Genomic DNA, 17,024 nt, shown 5'->3' with positions numbered 1-17,024 from the left:
TTTGTCGAGACTTTGGTCTGAGACCAAGGCCGCTTTTTCGGCGATAGTGACTATCCGCCAGAAGCCGCACTCCTATTGAGAGGGAAGCGATTTGGCACTGAGGTCGGAGACCGTCCGGTTCAGATCAACGACACACACTGGCCTAGCGAACCGGGTTTGGGAGAGGGAGGCGGCTGTCGTGACCGCAATTCGGGCCCCTCTTGTTGCAGCTTTCGGGCCTACGCTTTGGCAACCCCGCGCCAGTGATTGCCTTCCCTCAACCAAGGCGAGCGGGGACTGCCAATGACATTGACGAGCTACATTCGAATGGGAGTGCCGTCGGAAGTTACAGTTAGCAAAATGGTGATCGAAACGCCGACGTCGTGGCCAATGAGGCAGAATCAATGCGGCAACGACACGGGACCGCGTCTCAACGTCCTCGAAAACAAGGCCACGGCTTCCCGCGCAGTCGCGCTATGGCCTGGCGGACGGTGCCGAAGACCGCGAACTGGCCCGAGGGTCGCTGCAAGGCTCGACACGCTCGCAGCAGCGAGGATGGATCCCCCTACACTGCACGCCTTTTTTGACCGAAGGTGTTTAACTTCTTCGTCGTCGACTTCGCCTCTATGGATTCCGCACCGGTCTAGTAGCCGTATTGTTCCTGGCTATAGGCACTCTTGTTTAACACAACACCGAGCACGTTTGTCTTTTCACGCAGGCTCTGCTCGCAGATATCGACTTCACTGACCGTGCTCTGTTCGGATGCGGCAACAAGAATGACCCCGTCCACGTTCGGAAGAAAGGCGAGCACATCGTCGGTAGAGAGCATCGGGGGCAAATCATACAGGATGACGTCTGGTTTCATTTCCTGACGCATCTCTTCGAGGGACTTTGCGGCCGCGGCGCTTTGAAGGAGCTCGGCCGAAAATTGCACTGGATGCCGGTTTGGTCCGATTGCCAGGTTGTCTCCGTAACGAAAGAATGTCTCTCGCAAACCCGCATCGCCCTTCAAGAAGCTCTCGATAGAGCCTGAACTTCTGATCGAGAGCGTTTTGCCGATCTGCGGGCGCCTGAGGTCAAGGTCAATCAGGACCGTCCGGCAATCCTTTTGATTGGCGAGGCTGAAGGCAAGATTCAGCCCAATGCAGGTCTTGCCACAGGCCGGCGTGGGAGATGTTATCGCAACCGAGGTCCAGTTGTTTTGTTTGAGGATACGCAACAGCTTCGTGCGCATCATGTCGAAAGCGGCGTGGGCCGAAGACGATCGATTCAAGGTGATGATGCGATTATTGGCGGCTGCCTCATGGTCAACGACCAGCGGAGAAAGCCCTTCCCATGCCCCCCTTACAATTCCGAGCGGCTCGGACATGACAAGACTGCGATCGTCCATCTCGGAAATTCCTCTACTACGCGACGATCTGCCAACAGATTCCATTACCTGTCCTCGATCCCTACGTCGAACCATGACGTTACTCGGTTTTTAATTTGACATTAACGCACGTCATCCGTGCCTCATTCTCTGTCAGCGGAACATTCGCGTGACGCTGTTGAGCTTTCGTTTCAAGGGCGGCGTTCGATTTTCGTAAGGTGTGGGGATGAATGGGATCACCGCTAACGGCTGTGCCTCAAGCATCTGGACGAGTTCACTTGGCCGGCGGATCGTCTTGTTCAAAAATTCGAGCAATGCAATGATCGCAAAGCTTAATGCGAGCCCCGCGGCAAAACCGCCGAAAACGATGAGGCGGCGCTTGGATCGCATCGGCTGCAGCGGCTCTGTGGCCTCCTCCAGAAGCGAGAAGCGCCCACCATCGGACCGCGTCTCAATCTGCTTGCCGAGCGATGCCTCCGCCCGCTTGGAGATCGCCGTGCTGTAGAGCGATTGCGTGTTCGCGAGCGTTCGCTCCAAGGCATTCAATCGAATATCAGTTGCCGGCGTCGCAACGATGGACTGATTGAGAGCCGCGATCCTTGCACTGATCTGCGCTTTTTCCTTATCGATCGCGTCTATACGCCGGTCGACATCGGATAACTGAAGGTCCAGCCCGGACTGGGCCTTGGAATCTCCATTCCCCTGTTTCTCCGGAACGACCTTCGCTCGAACGGCGGCGATACGAGCTCGCAGTGAAATGATGTTGGGGCTGGTCTCTTCAAATACCGTCAGCTGATCGGAGAGCGCCTTGTTCAGATCGAGCAACATCTGTTGTTCGGCCGTTAGCGGTTCCCCTGTCGGGTACTTCCCGGTAACCATGTAGGTTTCGACCAAGAGACTGCGCCTGGTGCGCAGGTCCGATTGCTCACGATCAAGCGATATCAACCGCTCCTGTAAACCACCCTGCTCGGTACGGCGAAACGTGAGGCTTTCAGGCAGCGTGTCCCTGTTGTCGTTCTTGAATTTGAGGAGATCAGCCTCGATGTGATTGAGCTCGCCGTCCAGTCTCTTTACTTCGTCGTCGAAAAACCTCAGCGTGTTGCCGGCACTGTCGTTTCTTTGCTTGTGATTGCTGGTCAGTATGGACGTTGCAAGTTCATTGGCGACACTTGCCGCCAAGGCCGGGCTGCTGGCCTCGAAACCGATCGTGAAGACAGACGCGCCGTCGGCACTGCTGACTTCGGTTTGCTCAAAAGTGATTCTCGAGCGAAGATTCTTAACAAGAGAATCGACCGGAGGCTGTTCCTTTTCACCCGCAAAGATATTCAGTTTGGCCGCCAGTTTGACGAGATTGTCACGTGTTGTCAGTTGCTGCTGGATGATCTGCAATTGGCCAAGTGAACTTGTAGGGACGGTAGACTGGACCAGAGCTGCTGGAATTTGTGGTGCCTCGACAAGGATTTTGGCAGCCGACATGTAACTACGCGGCATGAGGGTAGCAATAGCAAGAGCGATCAGCGTAGTCGCAGTCACGCACGCAACGATATAGGGCAGCCTCCGTCGCAGAATGGAAAGATAGAAACCAACATCAATGTCACCCATTACAATTTCATCCGAACTTGAGAACCAGAGCGGCGGAGTTGACCCCATCTTCATTCAGTTCTCGAGGCGACGATAGTTGATCTATAGTGGAGACATCACCTGGTGCCTGTTAGTCCATTTGGGTGATGCAGTATCGCAACCAAGTCGTTTTCCTCGACCCATGCCAATAACCTTTAGTCTTCATTCCCCGTGGACGCGCTAAAACTGTAAGCATTATTGGTAATACGTGCGCACTTGCGCATTAAAAGCTTGGAACACTAATATAACGCTGGATCGTGTTGGTATACATCGACCCGTTTGGCGTATCTTGAGTATTGTAGACAATCCGGAACCTAGCTGATGCAAGAAAAGCAACGTCGGGCACGCAGCAGCAAGCTTCTTCGTGGAATCTCCCGGGCCATCACCCTTGCCGTGGCCGCTTCCTTCCTGACCGGTGTCGGCTCCGCTGTTGCAGGCCCTCTTTTTCCCAATACGAAAATTCGTCTGACGCTCGTGCAGTGGATGCCGACAAAGGGTAGTTACGAGCAATGGGCAACCGTAGGAGGCGAGTACACCGTGTCTGAGGAAGGAACCATTGCTGTTCCACTCCTTGGGCCTATTTCGGTTGACCAGTTGGATGAGGTGACCCTGGCCTCTACTATAGCAAAGCGGCTAAAGGAAAAGATTGGACTGGTAGATGAACCCGCCGCCACTGTCGAAGTCTTGAAGTACCCGCCGATCTATGTCGTTGGCGATGTCGAGAAGCCCGGGGAGTATGAGTTCCACGGCGGGATCACCGTCCTTCAGGCCTTTGCAATGGGTGGGGGCCAGCGTCGCGCTGCAAGTACCTTACAGAACTCCGCCGATGTTACAAAAATGGTGGGAGACCTGAAGGAGATCGATAATTCGATCGTCCGCAGCACAGTGAAGATCGCCCGCCTCAAGGCCGAATTGGCGGGGGAAAAGACTTTTCAAGTTCCAAAGCAGAGCTCTGACGCGACGGCCTATTCGGACGCCATTTACACACAGGAGCAAACGATTTTTTCCGCCAGGGCCAACGAACTTTCTAGACAGTCCAAATCACTTGGTGCCCTGCGCGACCTCTTGTCAGAAGAGATAAAAGTACTCGAGGAAAAAACCAAAAGCGCGGACCTCAACATTGCGTCCATGCAACAACAGCTTGAAAGCACGGTCTCCCTCATCGAGAAAGGCGTTCTTGTCCCAACCCGTCAAGCAGACGCCGAGCGTGTCATTAGAGGTTATCAGGGCGATCGCCTCGACCTGACCGTTGCAATCATGCGTGCGCGCCAAAGCATAAGCCAGACGACGCGGGATTTGGAAGGACTCTACGACAAGAGACAAACGCAAATCGCGTCTGACTTGCAGGCGGAGCAGGCAATGATGAGTCAGCTCATGTTGAAGAAAGAGACTATCCAGAAAGTGTTGACTGAGGCCCTGTCGTCAGGCAGCGCCGTTCAAGCACGAGAACCACCGAGGCTTGAGTTCACCATTGTTCGACCTGGCAAGAGTGAGAAGAATGCTGAGATCGACGCATCTGAAACGTCAACAATGGCGCCCGGCGACGTGTTGAAGGTGACCCTACGCGCCGACTTGCAACCTTTGGCGTCAATTTCCCAAGACGCTGGTGAAGTCACTGCGCCGACCACGAGTCAATGATCCACCTGCGGTAACAATGCAATCCTGGCGAACTCGATCAAATCTGGACGAACGCTTATGACCCTCCCTGATGGTGACGGTAACAGAAGTTACATCCAGATTATCAGATCAACCATCCTCATTGGCGGGTCGTCCGTCATAAACGTGGTCTTCTCGATCCTTCGCAACAAGGCGATGGCATTGCTCCTTGGGCCTGAAGGCATCGGTTTGATGGCACTCTATAACTCGATCTTGGACATGTCCCAGACCGTTGCGGGAATGGGGATCAATGCAAGCGGCGTGCGCCAGATCGCCGCTGTCAATGCGCAAGATACTCGCCGAGTTGCAGAGGTCGTAACAGTTTTGAGACGCGTCTCGCTACTTCTCGGGATTCTAGGAGCAGCGTTGCTGCTCCCATTCTCCGGGCTTGTGGCACAATTGACCTTTGGGGACAGACAACACGCCGCCGGTGTCATGATCCTTTCGCTCGCCATCTTTTTCCAGGTCGCAGCAGGAGGCCGCACCGCCCTGATGCAGGGGACGCGTGACATCCCCGGCCTCGCCTGGATGAGCGTTCTTGGGGGGTTCTTCAGCCTTGTGGTCGGAGTGCCACTTGTCTATTTTCTCGGAACGTCAGGCATTGCGGTTTCGGTGGCGGCAGGGGCATGCGCAAGCTTTGTCGCATCCTGGTGGTTCAGCCGTCGGATCGATATCCCGAGCATTTCTCTTACGGCGCGACGGGCGTTCCAGGAAACAGCCGCATTATTCAAGTTGGGTATCGTATTCATGGCAAGCGGTTTCCTGACAATGGGCAGCGCTTATGCAATCCGTTTGATCGTGGCATCACAGGACGGCTTGCACGCAGCCGGCCTGTATCAGGCGGCATGGTCTCTGGGGGGTCTTTACGCAGGCTTCATCTTGCAGGCGATGGGAACGGACTTCTACCCCCGGCTGACTGCGGTCTCCGGTGATAACGTTGAGTGTAACCGCCTCGTCAACGAACAAACTGAAATCAGCATCATGTTGGCCGGCCCAGGTCTCATCGCAACACTGACCCTTGCCCCGGCGGTGATGGCATTGTTCTATTCCTCCGAATTTAGGGGTGCGGTCGACATTCTTCGTTGGATCTGTCTCGGAATGATGCTTCGAATAGTCGCTTGGCCGATTGGATTCATCATCCTGGCGAAAGGTGCTAAAGCGATATTTTTCTGGTCGGAAGTTGCTGCTACCGTTGTCCACGTGGGCATCGCATGGCTGTGCGTGCCAATACTGGGACCTTCGGGAGCTGGCCTCGCGTTCTTCTGCCTTTATGTCTGGCACACCGGTCTGGTCTATTACGTCGCGCGACGGTATACCGACTTCCGCTGGTCACCCGCCAATCGTAAGCTTATACTTGCCTATCTTCCTATCTCGGCAATGGTTTTCGGGGCTTTTCAGCTTCTGCCGCTATGGGAGGCGACAGCCGTCGGGCTGGCCATCACGACTGTTGTGGGCTTCTTCTCCCTGAGGACACTTGCCAGCCTGCTGCCAGAACACATGTTTCCGAGAATGATCCGCCCGCTCCTCGTTCCTCGTGGCGGCTAGTGCGCCACACTCCTCTGGTACCGGCGGCGACAGGCGCTTGGTGTCTGTTGACGGTGCCAGGCGGCAAAAACCTAGCATACGTGGAGCTATCGCCATGGCACGGAGGGAAATTATATAAACACTGCGAATCCTGCCGCAGCAGTAAACGCACGAACACCTCGCCTGAATGCAGGTTCTGCTCATCCCACGCAACCTAGACAGCGCAACGAGTCACGACACTGCCTTCCCAGATAGCCCTTGGAAGGATTTGAAGAAATTTCTGGGTCTCCCGTCGCTGTGACGTCATTCCGGCCGCTGGAATTCGACAACAATAGGCTTGTCGCAACACCGATCCCACCACTTCTTGAAGCTCGCGGCGAGGTGTCTGCAATATTTGTCGATCGATGTCGTGTTCAGTCTATCGAAGAGGTTTCTGGCGCTCGTTGCTTGCCGCGCATGAGATTGCAGGAATTGGCACGCCGGGTGCGCAAGGGACTTTATAAGTCCCCTACGCACCATTTCGTGGAGGCATGTGCAAAGCTCGCAGCTGCGACCAATGCCTCCCTATTCTCTTGTGAGAGAGGGCCGGCGGATCAACCTGCCCGTTCCACCACCATCTGGAACGAATAAAACGACGCGTTGATGGCATCAACGACAGACGTCAATTCGATGTCCGTCATCTGCGCGTACAGGGGAAGTATGATGGAATGTTCCTGCGCTGCGACGCTCTCGTTCAGGCTCGCGGCAGTGCGAGACAGCCCGGGCTCGACATAAGATTCCTCCAGATGGACGTTCATGATCCCACGCCTCGTCGATATTCCCCGATCAAGCAATTCCTGCATGATATCCCGCTGATCGAGATATGTTGGCAGACTGACGCAGAAGCTCTGCCAGTTGCTCCGCGCCCAGGCTGGTTCAACTGGCGGCATGACATTGGCTGTTGAGCGAAGTTGTTCGGTATACTGGCGCGCAATTTCGCGCCGTCGCGCGACGATGCCCGGAAGGCGTTTGAGTTGTTCGCGACCGACCGCTGCCTGCATATCAGTCATCCGGTAGTTGTACCCCAACTCAGGGTAGGATTCGAAGATAACCTGTCTGGACCCGTGCCGTACCGCGTCGGTGACACTCATCCCATGCTGACGCCACAGACGGAATCTCCGGTCGTAGTCCGGGTTGGCGGTCGTCAGCATGCCGCCATCGCCCGTGGTCACGACCTTTCGGGGATGGAAGGAAAAACAGGCAATGTCGCCGTGCGGCTTCCCAATCTTTTCCCAGCGTCCCTTCCAGAGAATCTCACTGCCTGTTGCGCAAGCGGCGTCCTCGATCACAGGGATTCCATGCCGGGATGCAATGCCAACGATGCGATGTAGGTCGCAGGGCATTCCAAGCTGGTGGACGCAGATTATGGCTCTTGTACGAGGCGTTATGGCAGCCTCGATAAGATCCGGATCGATATTATAGCCGTCCTTTTCGATATCGACAAAGACAGGCATAGCGCCACAGTAGCGGATTGCATTCGCAGTGGCGATGAATGTGTGGCTGACGGTGATGACTTCGTCATCGGCCTCAACACCGACAGCCCTCAGGGCAAGATGGAGTGCCGTCGTACAATTGGAAACCGCGCATGCGTGTTGCGCGCCAACATAATCTGCGAACTCCTGCTCGAACGCTGCCACTTCTGGGCCTTGCGTTACCCACCCCGACAGAATGACACGGCGGACAGCTTCAACCTCCTGCTCGTCCAGGACAGGCTTGGCAACCGGGATCTGGCTCATGCAGCTTCTCCTGCAGTCAGGGTTTTCTCCTGGCGCCACCATTCAACGAGATCCCGCAGGCCCTCTTCCATGGTCACCTCAGATCGGAAGCCGAGCATGGTCTCCGCCTTCTCGGTGGAAGCCAGACGCCGCGGCACAGCGTTGACCTTGCGCGCCGGCCCGAAATGCGGTTCCAGGGACGAGCCCATGACCTTGGTCAGCAGAGCCGCAAGATCTCGAAGGCTCGTCTCCGTGCCACTCGCCACGTTGAACACCTCGTCGCTTACGTCGGACTTTGCGGCAAGGAGGTTGGCCCGTGCGATGTCATGCACATGCACGAAATCCATGGTCTGTGTACCATCGCCGAGAATGATCGGCGGCAAACCGCCGGCAATGCGTTCCATCCAACGGATGAGGACTTCGGTATAGGCGCCGTAGACGTCCATTCGCGGACCGTAGACGTTGAAGTAGCGGAGCGCGACGTAGCGAAGGCCATACATGTCCGTAAAGCTGCGCAGCAGCCCTTCGTTAAAGGCCTTAGCAGCCCCGTAGATCGTCCTGTTGTTATAGGGGTGATGTGTCTCGGTGGTGGGGAAAGAGTCCGCCAGCCCGAGCACAGAGGCGGATGAGGCCGCGACGACTTTCGAAACGCTTGCCTGCACCGCTGCCTCGAGCACGTCAAATGTCCCGCCTGCAAGGACGTCGAATGCTAGCCTGGGCTCCTCCGCGCACTGCGTAATCCGGATCGCTGCCTGGTGAAAGACAACGTCGATGCCCTGGCTGACCTCTTTGAGAAGCGCCCGGTCCCTGATGTCACCCTCGACTATGGTTACAGGAGCCATCGCGATGGCATCAGCGAGATTTTCACGCCGGCCGCGAACGAAATTGTCCAGGATCAGGATTTCCCGCGGCTCCTCGCGAGCGACGAGATCTGCAATGTGCGAGCCGATAAGACCCGCGCCGCCGGTGATCAGTATTCTCTTGTCTTTCATACTCAACACTCCGAATTTGTTTCGCTCGAATCCTGTTCCGCTCGCCAGCGGAGAAATTTCGCGGGAACACCGGCAACCACAGAAAAGGGAGCGACATCATCGACAACGACCGCGCCCGCGCCAACAATCGCACCCTTGCCGATGGTCACGCCGGGAAGAATGGTCGCATTCGTGCCGATGTCTGCCCATGCGCCGACACGGACCGGCTTTATCTCGAGATCGGTCCGAATGATCGGCATGTCGACCGGTGTCGCCGTATGGCTTGAGCCGAGTACCTTCGCGCCGGGTCCCCATCCGACGTGATCTTCAAGGACGAGATCACGCGCATCGAAGTAGGCTTGGGGCCCGATCCAGACGTTGTTGCCGATCCGGCAAGTGCCGTCAAAGCGTCCCTGGATGTAGGCCTGTGCGCCAATAAACACGCCGTCACCAATTTCGAAGGTTTCGGGATGCTTGAAACCGGCACCACTTCCGACTTGCAAACCGCTGCCGCATTCGCGCGCAAGGCTCTTCCAGATTGCCCTGCGCATGAAACTGTCAACAAAACCGTCACCAGTGGCAAAGCGCGCGTAGAGCTCCACAAGCCCTGCCCTACCATAGGACTCCTTCAGTTCCTCGGCCAATTGGACGACATAGTCGGGATCCGATGCCGTTTTCTGACGGCCGTGAACGGCAAGGACAAGGCGCGCACCGGTGATGGAATCAACTGACATAGGCATCCTGCTCCACGACGGCAGCAATTCGTTCGACCTGCTTCAATGTCAGCTCCGGGTAGATTGGCAACGAAAGGACTTCGCGGGCTGCAGCTTCCGATACGGGAAGGTCTCCCGGCTGATACCCAAGGTCCAGATGGGCTTTCTGCAGGTGCACCGGGATCGGATAGTGAAGGCCCGAATGGATGCCCTCTGACCGGAGTGTTTGTTGAAGGTGCTCGCGATCACCGGTGCGTACGGCGTAAACGTGGTACACGTGACGACGGTCGATTGCCGCAATTGGGGTCCGCACCGACCGCGATTGGGCCAGAAGAGCGGAGTAATGCTCGGCGCGCACACGGCGTGCTTCTGTCCATGCCTCGAGATGGCGGAGCTTAATGCGAAGTATCGCTCCCTGTATTTCATCCATGCGATAATTGAAGCCCTTAAGGGCGTGATGATATCGCTGTTCCTGGCCCCAGTCCCTCAACATTCTGATTTTCCTGGCATGCTCGTCGTTGTTGGTGACGACGATGCCCCCTTCGCCACAGGCCCCGAGGTTCTTGCCTGGGTAAAAACTGAAGCAGCCCGCGGCACCGATGCTTCCGGCGCGCCGTCCCTTGTATTCGGCGCCGTGAGCCTGGCACGCGTCCTCAATGACAGGAATTCCGTATCTGTCAGCAATCTCCTTGATTGCGTCCATGTCGGCCATCTGTCCATAAAGATGGACAGGCATGATAGCTTTCGTTCTCGAGGTAATCGCGGCTTCCAGCTTGGCCGGGTCCATGGTGAGTGTGACTGGATCGACGTCTACAAAGACCGGACGAGCGCCGGTGTAGCAGACTGCGGACGCCGTCGCGACGAATGTGAAGGCGACGGTGATGACTTCGTCTCCTGAACCAACGTCAGCGGCTAGCAGCGCGAGATGCAATGCGCTTGTACCGGTGTTCACAGCGATGGCATGACTGGCATCGCAATAGGTCGCGAATTCCTCTTCGAAACGAGCGACTTCCACGCCGAGAACGTAGTGACCCGATGCGAGAACACGCAGCACGGCGGGTTCAACCTCATCCTTGATCGATGCGTACTGGGCCTGTAGATCGAGAAGCGGAATCATGCAATTAGCCTCGCCTGTTCGAGCTCGATAACGCGCCCACGTTGAGCGAGCGACTGTGTGGCGGCCTCGAGGATGCGGACAACCCGAAGTCCTGCGTGGCCATCCGCGATTGGTTGGGTGTTGGTGACAACGCAGTCCACAAACTGCTTGAGTTCACGGCCGAGCGCCTCTGTCATATCGAGTTGGGGCGCATACATGTCGCCGGTCCGATATCCGACGCGCATGTCATAGACCTTTTCACCATCAGTCTGCGGGTTACCGTTGAGAGTGATGCCCTTGTCGTAGACCTTGATCTTCTCGCTCGGCTCCAGGTCGTCATAGACGATCATCTTGCTACTGCCCCCGATCAGCGTGCGACGCACTTTGACCGGCGCCAACCAGTTGACATGGATATGCGCGATTAGCTTGCTCTCGAAGAAGAGCGTCAGGTAGGCAATGTTCTCAGGCTCGCCTGCAACATGTCCCATTCCCGTCGCTGAGACCGCCACCGGTTTTTCAGGCAGGACGTAGTCCATGATCGACAGGTCGTGAACAGCGAGGTCCCAGATGACGCTGACATCATGCTGGAAAAGGCCGAGATTCACGCGTACCGAGTCATAGTAATAAATGTCTCCGAGACCGTTCTCGATGATTTCACGCATCTTGCGAACTGCACCCGTATGAATAAAGGTGTGGTCTACCGCAAGAATTAACCGGCGACGCGCAGCTTCATCCACCATCCTGCGCGCTTCTTCGGAATTGGATGCCATGGGTTTTTCGACAAACACGTGCTTGCCGGCCATCAAAGCTTTCATCGCCAGCATATAATGGGCCGAAACGGGTGTCGCGATCGCGATCGCGTCAACCCGGGGGTCGCGCAACACCTCGTCGAAATCCTCTGTGATCTGGACCGTTGGGTAGCGCAGCTGGACGCCGGCGAGGCGATCTTTTTTGAGATCGCACACCCAGATAAGCTTCGCGCCGGGTGTCTCTGCAAGATTTCGAACCAGGTTCGGTCCCCAATACCCGTAACCGACAACGGCAACCCCAATCATCTTGCTCTCCCGGATGAAATGACTTCGACTGGCGCATCTTTTGCGCGACCGATGATTTTCGCTGGCACTCCAGCAACAATTGCGTAGGCAGGCACATCCTTGGTAACGACGGCGCCTGCGCCGATCTGCGCACCCTCACCAATTGTTATGCCGGCAACGATAGTCGCGTTGCTACCGATCGAGGCGTAACGCTTGACAAGCGTCGGCACCACCGACCAGTCCGCATCGGATTGGAGGGAACCATCGACGTTCACTGCGCGTGGATGCAGATCGTTGGTGAACATCACGCCGTGACCAACGAAGACCCCGTCCTCGATGGTCACGCCTTCGCAAATGAAGGAGTGGCTGGAGATTTTGCAGTTCTCCGCGATTGTTGCATTCTTCTGGATCTCGACGAAGGTTCCGATGCGTGAACCGCGTCCGATCGAGCAGCCATACAAATTGACGAGATCCGGATGATGAATAACGACGCCGTCACCCAAGGTAACGCTCGGTGCGATCATGTCGTTAAGGTCCCCTATTAGACAAAACATAAACGTAGGAGCATCAGTGAGCCGGAAAATGCCTTTGCCGTTGCGTCACTGGTCGGCCTGTACAAAAAGACAACTTTGCGTTCCCGCGGTAAAGCGAGCAAAAATCGGTATTTAGTATAACCGAAAGTCGTAGATGAAACACATCTCGCAGGACCATGTTGCTGTAATTTAAATACATATTTTCCGAAAATAATTATCGAAAGTTGGTATTGATGTTACTTTGGCACGCAGAAATTATACTGCTCAAATAAGTGACCAAAAAAATCTGTCGAAAGTGCCCTAATGGAGGGATGTATTGCGTATACTTGTATATCCGCACGATTTGACGCTCGGCGGCAGCCAGATAAATGCAATTGATCTTGCTGCTGGAGTTGCCGAACGGGGCCACGAGGTCATCGTTTATGGCGTTCCCGGCCCTCTCGTTGATTACATAGAGGAAAGGGGGCTTCGCTTCCTGCCAGCTCACGACCTTAAATACCGACCTGCGCCGTCGCGAATTGCGCAAATTGCGGCAATATCCCGGAGAGAGCGTCTTGATCTCATCCATGCTTACGAATGGCCGCCGTGTCTCGATTCCTATTTTGGCGCAGCTTTGGCTTTGCGTGTTCCGCTTCTCTGCACGGTCTTGAGCATGCAGGTCATGCCACACATTCCGGCATCGGTTCCGTTGATAATGGGAACGGCAGACCTCGGCGAAGAAGCGCGTAAGCGTCACCGGGCAAAGGTCTGGGTGCTCGAGCCGCCAATCGACGTGGAACGTGACAATCCGCAAATCAGTGGAAGAGAGTTTCGGTCCGCGCACGGCGTAGGGAACGAAGAGTTCTTGATCGTAAGCGTCTCACGTCTGGCACTCGATCTTAAGTTGGATGCACTAGTCAGAGGCATTGACGCTGTGGACCAGCTTGCAAGCTCACACCCTGTGAAACTTATTCTGGTCGGAGATGGCCCGGCCCGTGGTGCGCTACAATGTCGTGCGGATGACGTAAATGGGCGCCACGGGCGAGAAGTGGTTGCGCTAATTGGCGCTGACCCCGATCCGCGTAGCGCATATGCGGCAGCCGATCTTGTAATTGCCATGGGAAGTTCAGCGCTGCGAGCGTTGGCAATCGGGCGCCCGCTCATCGTTCAAGGTGAGCAAGCTTTCTCTGAACTGTTCGACCAGACTAGCTGCGAGCTCTTCTTGAGACAAGGCTTCTACGGACTGGCGGATAGTGCGTCTGGCCCGAGTCGATTGGTGGGACAAATCGCGCCCCTTATTCACAACCCAGACCGACGCAATGAACTTGGTCAATTTGGCAGAGAATTCGTGAGTAAGCGTTTTGCATTACACCGAGCTGTCGATTTTCAATTGGATGTGTACAAGGCCGTTCTCAGTGCCTCACCCGCAGCTCGGATCAGCGAAGCAGTCCGGGCAGCTGGCTTGGCAGCGTCGGTGGAAATCGCCAATCACAACCCTTTCCAAAAGCGTCGGAATCGAAACCTGCAAAAGACAATTCTATCAGCAGCACGATCCGGTGAATGGCCTCCAGCCTTTTGATGTTTGATGACCGGGGTCGAAAATCACAAGCGACAGGTGTTGTCGTCAACGGAGACCCATGATCCCTGCCTCGTGAGCGTGACTGCAGCACGATATGGAGTGGACGTCGGCTAGCGGCTGCCGTATCCTCGGAAGCCTTCGAACACCTCGGCATTGAGCCTCTGCCGCTGGTACGAAGCTCGACCGTAGTCCCCAATATCCAGTCGGCCTGCCTTCCATCGCACATCTCGATACATCTCTCGGGGTTGGAGCGAGCGTGGTCCATGCGTACGCCGTCAGTTTGCCCCTTGCCGGGCCCCATCTTCGTTGCGGGGCCTGCCGAGTTCCGGACGTGCGATTTCGGCCCTATTTCTTTGGAAGGACAGAACGGCTACCACCTATTGGGCAAATTACATTGCCGGCCAAAGAAGATTACGATGGTTGCGAATGCCGACTTGCGCACAGGAGCCTTTATGCCAAACATTGTCTCGGTGATACTTCCAACCTACAATAGAAGTCACAGTTTAGTCGCTGCGATGAATAGTGTCCTTACCCAATCACACAAGGACCTGGAGTTGATAGTCGTTGATGATGCCTCGTCCGAGGATATTGAGAGCCTGGTGCTGGGAGTAGGGGATACTCGCGTCAGGTACGTAAGGCGAACACAAAACGGCGGTGCAGGTGCTGCGCGCAATACGGGCCTTACTCATGCCACAGGTGATTACATAGCCTTTCAAGACAGCGACGATATTTGGCTGCCAAACAAACTCGAACGACAGCTCCAACTTCTCACGTCACAACCCGAGCACGTCCGGGTCGTGACGGGAGCAAAAATTGTTTACTATAGCCCCACTCGCATGTTGCAGGCGCCACCACCACAAAGACCGCTTCGGACTGATGAGAACCAGCTGGTCCGACTTTTGACGGAGAACCGGATCAGCGTCCAAAACGCGCTGTTCCGTAAGGGTTGCTTCCCCGGAACGGAGTGGTTTGATGAGTGCGCGAGTGCCAATGAGGATTGGGAATTCGCAATTCGGCTGGCTCAGCACACAACCATTTACGAGGACATTGAACCGGTCGTACTTGGCTTTATCTCAGCTGACAGCATATCCATGAATGATCGCAGAGAGCTGATTGGATACCTACGCATACTAAGGAAGAACAGAACCATCCTTAAAAAATTGAAGGTTCAACGATCACTGCTGATGATCGGGGCAAGTAGATACTTCCTAAAGCTTGGGAAAAAATCCACTGCGAGAAAGTTTCTTGTCGCAAGTTTCTTGGATAATCCGCCGAATATCAGGCTCCTCGTACCGCCAATGGTCAAGAGGGCTATGCATTTCAGCTCCTGGCGACCAAGCCGAGCGGGAGCGTGACGATCTTGCAGGCGGTCGCGACGGAGAGGCCGATGAAGAAACTTGCAGCTTTCATAGTGTCGGCATTGATATTCGCCACGAACGCCGATGCAGTCCCGTCAGGCGGGAATGCTACAATCAGTTTTCATCCTGGGCCAAGCAACTATGGCAGCTCCGGAGCTATCCTTGACGGAAACTGGCTCTCTGTATGCGATGACGGCGGGGCCAGGTGCACGCCCGGTTCTTTGGACCACGACGGGTTCGAAGGCAACTACATTAATCGCGCGGGACCCTACGGACCGCCGTGGTCGAGAGGCTCATGGTCGGGCAACGCTGCGACGCTAACTTTTTTCGGGCCACAGTTCACCAACTGGCCAGCGTTTACCGAGCTCAAAGCTAGCGGTGACGCAACAACACACTATGGACAGGCCGTCGTACACAACAATACTGATCCGGTCGTTATCGCTGACGTCAACGCGACACAGATGGACTTCTTGCGACTGGATCGGGACGCACTCCCCGATTTGCCCCTCGACGTCGGCAGACTGACGCCCACTGGCCGCATACCCGTGTCACAGGGACAGTTGGCAGACAACATTCCTACCCCGACCTCTGGGCCTTCAGCGACGGGCGGCATCGTGGTTCTCGAACGTAGCTTCCCGAACGAGACCAACACGGGTGTCCCTGACGAGCTCAAGTCGAGCCTTACTCCCTATACCGGATCCTGCACTATTACCGCGGCAGACGTGACGATCGACCGCAAGATAATCACCTGCGACCAACTCCGACTCCTCGGCCCTAACATCGCCATCACAAACTCCATCATCAACGGCACGGTGTACTCGGACTGTTGCTATCTGAATGGCTCCTACAGCCTGACAGACTCCGAAGTTCGTGGGCCCAACTCCACAGCAACAGTGGTTGGTGAGGCCAGGTTCAAACTCCTCCGCGTCGAGGTGTCAGGTGGCTCTCGTTCGGTGAACTGCAACACCAGCTGCGAGATCCGTGACTCCTATATACACGGCCAGTACGGTGACAAGCGCGGCATCGATCATGAGTCCGGCATCCGGCAGGACTCACATGGCACGTTCGTGCACAACACTATTTCCTGTGACGCCATCGCTTACCCCAACCCCAGTGGTGGCGAAGGATCGGGCTGCTCTGCCGCAATCTCCGGCTACGGCGACTTCGGCACGGTAAACAACAATACCTTCATCGACAACCTTATCGAATCCCGCGAGGGACGCACGGGCAATGCTGCCAGCTCCTATTGCGTTTATGGCGGCTCCACCACCGGAAAGCCTTACCCGAACGCGCATCACATCGTATTCACCGATAACATTTTCCGGCGCGGCATGGGCAAGTGCGGCATATATGGACCAGTCACCTCGTTCGATTCCAAGGCTGAAGGCAGCCTCTGGCAAAACAACCTGTGGGACGACGGCACGACCGTTCCGCCCGCCAACTAGGGGCGCCCTGCCGCGAGTAGGCGATCTAGTCACTCGTAGTCGAAATCGCATTGCCAAACCGCAACGCTCCCGAACGGGCCTGACAAACCGACTGCAGAAATCACAAGAGCACGGCTTGGAGCACGCGATATCGATACTCGTTGCTCGGAGGAGCGATCCCGGCAAACAACGCCTGTTACCAAAATTCGAATTCCGTGTTCAACGAACGTGCTCCAAGGTCATCTGATTGCGGCCAGATGCGGGCTCATCCCGGATATAGCTGTCCTGTTGGCGTCACGCTTCTAAAACACGCGAGGGCAGCCTCTTAGAGGTATAGTCCTCTGCCTACTCGCGATTTCATCCAAATAGATGAACCCGCATGCGTTTACGTTCATCAACACTATCGGGTAAACTTTGAACGCTCGCCCAGGAATG

Annotated in this window: 13 protein-coding genes; 5 read left to right on the top strand and 8 right to left on the bottom strand. The window is 55.8% G+C overall.

Going from position 1 to position 17,024, the window contains the following annotated elements:
- Positions 1-622: 622 nt before the first annotated feature.
- Positions 623-1,369: a CpsD/CapB family tyrosine-protein kinase gene (locus FHX16_RS24305; protein WP_183756515.1), complete on the bottom strand. Its 747-nt coding sequence runs from the start codon at positions 1,367-1,369 to the stop codon at positions 623-625.
- Positions 1,370-1,501: 132 nt separating this feature from the next.
- The gene (locus FHX16_RS24300; protein ID WP_259130815.1) at positions 1,502-2,950 is read right to left on the bottom strand and encodes a Wzz/FepE/Etk N-terminal domain-containing protein; all 1,449 of its coding nucleotides are present in this window, start codon (positions 2,948-2,950) and stop codon (positions 1,502-1,504) included.
- Between the two features lie 339 nt (positions 2,951-3,289).
- On the opposite strand from FHX16_RS24300, the gene FHX16_RS24295 reads away from it, so the two are divergent.
- Positions 3,290-4,606: a polysaccharide biosynthesis/export family protein gene (locus FHX16_RS24295; protein WP_259130813.1), complete on the top strand. Its 1,317-nt coding sequence runs from the start codon at positions 3,290-3,292 to the stop codon at positions 4,604-4,606.
- A 57-nt stretch (positions 4,607-4,663) separates the two neighbouring features.
- Entirely contained in the window at positions 4,664-6,169 is a 1,506-nt protein-coding gene (locus FHX16_RS24290) for an O-antigen translocase (RefSeq protein WP_259130811.1), read from the top strand.
- Positions 6,170-6,741: 572 nt separating this feature from the next.
- Here FHX16_RS24290 and FHX16_RS24285 read toward each other — a convergent pair.
- Genes FHX16_RS24285 through FHX16_RS24260 form a run of 6 tightly spaced genes read right to left on the bottom strand, consistent with a single transcriptional unit; the run spans position 6,742 to position 12,240 of the window.
- Positions 6,742-7,923, bottom strand: a complete 1,182-nt coding sequence (locus tag FHX16_RS24285) for a DegT/DnrJ/EryC1/StrS aminotransferase family protein (protein WP_259130809.1) — start codon at positions 7,921-7,923, stop codon at positions 6,742-6,744.
- Entirely contained in the window at positions 7,920-8,894 is a 975-nt protein-coding gene (locus FHX16_RS24280) for an NAD-dependent epimerase/dehydratase family protein (protein WP_259130807.1), read from the bottom strand. The genes FHX16_RS24285 and FHX16_RS24280 overlap by 4 nt, the downstream gene beginning before the upstream one ends.
- Before the next feature lie 2 nt (positions 8,895-8,896).
- Entirely contained in the window at positions 8,897-9,607 is a 711-nt protein-coding gene (locus tag FHX16_RS24275; RefSeq protein WP_259130805.1) for a DapH/DapD/GlmU-related protein, read from the bottom strand.
- Positions 9,597-10,703, bottom strand: a complete 1,107-nt coding sequence (locus tag FHX16_RS24270) for a DegT/DnrJ/EryC1/StrS aminotransferase family protein (protein ID WP_259130804.1) — start codon at positions 10,701-10,703, stop codon at positions 9,597-9,599. The genes FHX16_RS24275 and FHX16_RS24270 overlap by 11 nt, the downstream gene beginning before the upstream one ends.
- A complete protein-coding gene (locus tag FHX16_RS24265) occupies positions 10,700-11,737 on the bottom strand; it encodes a Gfo/Idh/MocA family protein (protein ID WP_259130803.1) in 1,038 nt (345 codons plus the stop codon). The genes FHX16_RS24270 and FHX16_RS24265 overlap by 4 nt, the downstream gene beginning before the upstream one ends.
- Entirely contained in the window at positions 11,734-12,240 is a 507-nt protein-coding gene (locus FHX16_RS24260) for an acyltransferase (RefSeq protein WP_259130801.1), read from the bottom strand. Before FHX16_RS24260 ends, FHX16_RS24265 begins: the two co-directional genes overlap by 4 nt.
- Positions 12,241-12,565: 325 nt before the next feature.
- Between FHX16_RS24260 and FHX16_RS24255 the strand changes: the two genes are divergently transcribed.
- From FHX16_RS24255 to FHX16_RS24245, 3 genes are all read left to right on the top strand, one after another.
- Positions 12,566-13,807: a glycosyltransferase family 4 protein gene (locus FHX16_RS24255; RefSeq protein ID WP_259130799.1), complete on the top strand. Its 1,242-nt coding sequence runs from the start codon at positions 12,566-12,568 to the stop codon at positions 13,805-13,807.
- Positions 13,808-14,259: 452 nt separating this feature from the next.
- Complete coding sequence (locus FHX16_RS24250; RefSeq protein ID WP_259130797.1) at positions 14,260-15,162, top strand: glycosyltransferase family 2 protein; 903 nt, start codon at positions 14,260-14,262, stop codon at positions 15,160-15,162.
- A 32-nt stretch (positions 15,163-15,194) separates the two neighbouring features.
- Positions 15,195-16,610 carry a hypothetical protein gene (locus tag FHX16_RS24245; RefSeq protein ID WP_259130795.1) on the top strand — a complete coding sequence of 472 codons (1,416 nt, stop codon included), beginning with the start codon at positions 15,195-15,197 and terminating at the stop codon, positions 16,608-16,610.
- The last annotated feature ends 414 nt before the right edge of the window (positions 16,611-17,024 follow it).

This window comes from Rhizobium sp. BK661 (assembly GCF_024808825.1).
Taxonomy (GTDB): Bacteria; Pseudomonadota; Alphaproteobacteria; order Rhizobiales; family Rhizobiaceae; genus Rhizobium.
This window is presented reverse-complemented; position numbering and strand designations above follow the sequence as displayed.